This window comes from Mesorhizobium sp. M7A.F.Ca.MR.362.00.0.0 (assembly GCF_004023175.1).
In the GTDB taxonomy this organism is placed as follows: Bacteria; Pseudomonadota; Alphaproteobacteria; order Rhizobiales; family Rhizobiaceae; genus Mesorhizobium.
This window is the reverse complement of record NZ_RZTF01000910.1, coordinates 1-483: the sequence shown is the minus strand read 5'-3', so window position 1 is coordinate 483 and position 483 is coordinate 1. Positions and strand designations below refer to the sequence as shown.

1 protein-coding gene is annotated in these 483 nt (G+C 64.8%); it reads left to right on the top strand.

Annotated elements, in window-relative coordinates:
- Positions 1-334, top strand: a 334-nt coding sequence (locus EOC06_RS38485; RefSeq protein WP_164899062.1) for a type IV secretory system conjugative DNA transfer family protein, incomplete at its 5' end; no start/stop codon positions are given.
- Between the last annotated feature and the right edge of the window lie 149 nt (positions 335-483).

Here is a 483-nt window from a genome sequence, read left to right as displayed (position 1 = left end):
GTCCGCATCCTGGATCTCGTTCGCGGCGATCAACGATCCGGAGACGGCGGAGTATCTTTCGAAGCGTTGCGGCGACACGACGGTCGAGGTCGACCAGACAAACCGCTCCTCCGGAATGAAGGGATCGTCGCGATCGCGATCCAAGCAACTCAACCGCCGGCCGCTGATCCTGCCGCATGAGGTCATGCGCATGCGGGCCGACGAGCAGATCGTGTTCACCGCGGGCAACCCGCCGCTGCGCTGCGGGCGCGCGATCTGGTTTCGCCGCGACGACATGAAGGCCTGCGTCGGAACCAACCGGTTCCATCGGAGCGAAGGCGGTGACAGTGGCTGATTTGCCCAACGCCGATCAGGCTTCCCTCGTCCCGAACGTCACGCCTGCTGCGAGAGGATCGTCACGCGAACGCGCCGAAACCGTTTTAGCGGGTTCGGTGAGCGCCGCCTTTTTTTCGGCGCGAGTAGAGCCGTCCGCCGTAGGCGGCT